This is a genomic window from Pseudomonas sp. TAE6080, assembly GCF_018732265.1.
GTDB classification, from domain to species: Bacteria; Pseudomonadota; Gammaproteobacteria; order Pseudomonadales; family Pseudomonadaceae; genus Aquipseudomonas; species Aquipseudomonas brenneri.
The window spans coordinates 1-1,094 of the sequence record NZ_JAHIDY010000097.1 but is presented as its reverse complement, the minus strand read 5'-3'; the positions used below and the strand labels follow the sequence as shown (position 1 = coordinate 1,094).

Annotated in this window: 1 protein-coding gene; it reads left to right on the top strand. The window is 56.5% G+C overall.

Features of this window, described 5'->3' with window-relative positions:
* Positions 1 to 51 precede the first annotated feature (51 nt).
* Positions 52 to 1,065 (top strand): IS30 family transposase, encoded by a 1,014-nt coding sequence (locus KL786_RS29270; RefSeq protein ID WP_033900015.1) that lies wholly within the window; start codon positions 52 to 54, stop codon positions 1,063 to 1,065.
* Positions 1,066 to 1,094 lie beyond the last annotated feature (29 nt).

The following is a 1,094-nucleotide window of genomic DNA, read 5'->3' as shown; positions in this document are numbered from 1 at the left end:
GGCGGCCGCAAAAACTGAGTGCAACACCTCACCCTCCGGTAAGGTGCCGCCATGTCCTATACAGAACTCAGCGTCGAAGAACGCGCCACGATCCAGGTCGGGCAATATCAAGGTCTTAGTCAGCGCGAGATAGCTCGAATGCTTGGCCGAAGCCCCTCTACGATCAGCCGCGAGTTGCGTCGCAATCGATCCCTCAATGGGAGATACGTTGCCCACGTTGCACAGGCTCACACTCGCGAGCGCCGTAAAGTTTGCCGCCCTGCCAGAAAATTGGTTCTGGGCAATGAACGCTTCGAGCTGGTGCTTCATTTGCTTCGAGAACGCTTTTCCCCAGAGCAAATCGCGGGCAAGCTGCGTGTCATGAAAATCAATTTCGAAGAAGCCTACGTTTGCCGGGAAACCATCTACAAAGCGATCTATGCGATGCCCGTCGGGGAGTTGCGCAAGGAGCTGGTGCAGTGTCTGCGACAAGGCAAGAGCACACGTAGACCGCGCGCTGGGGGCGTTGATCGTCGCGGCCAGATTCCGGATATGGTCAGTATTCACCTGCGCCCGCCGGAGGTTGAAGACCGTTTGATGCCAGGGCACTGGGAGGGCGACTTGATCAAGGGGAAGAACAACGCCTCGGCGGTCGGGACACTCGTTGAGCGCTCCAGCGGCTATTTGATGCTGGTGAAAATGAATGACGCTACGGCGACATCGGCAGTCGAAGGGTTCAGCGCGGCGCTCAATGGCATGCCGCTGGCCGCTCGTAAAAGCATGACGTATGACCAGGGCAAGGAAATGGCCAGGCACGCCGAACTCACTCAGAAGACGGGTATTGCTGTTTACTTTGCTGACCCACACAGCCCATGGCAACGTGGAACCAACGAGAACACCAACGGCCTTGTCCGCCAGTTTTTGCCCAAGGGAACTGACCTGTCCAGGTACACCCAAGAGGAGTTGGACAAGTTTGCGTATTTGCTGAACATCCGACCACGCAAGCGATTTAACTGGCTGTGTCCGATCGAGGTATTCACTCAGCTGATGGGCTTGCAACATGAGGCTCCTGCTTCAATTCAATAACCGTGTTGCACTCAGCTCCTGCAACCGCC

Bases quoted from the DNA above. Each gene is read 5' to 3' on its own strand.
- KL786_RS29270 (WP_033900015.1), top strand. From the start codon at position 52: ATGTCCTATACAGAACTCAGCGTCGAAGAACGCGCCACGATCCAGGTC.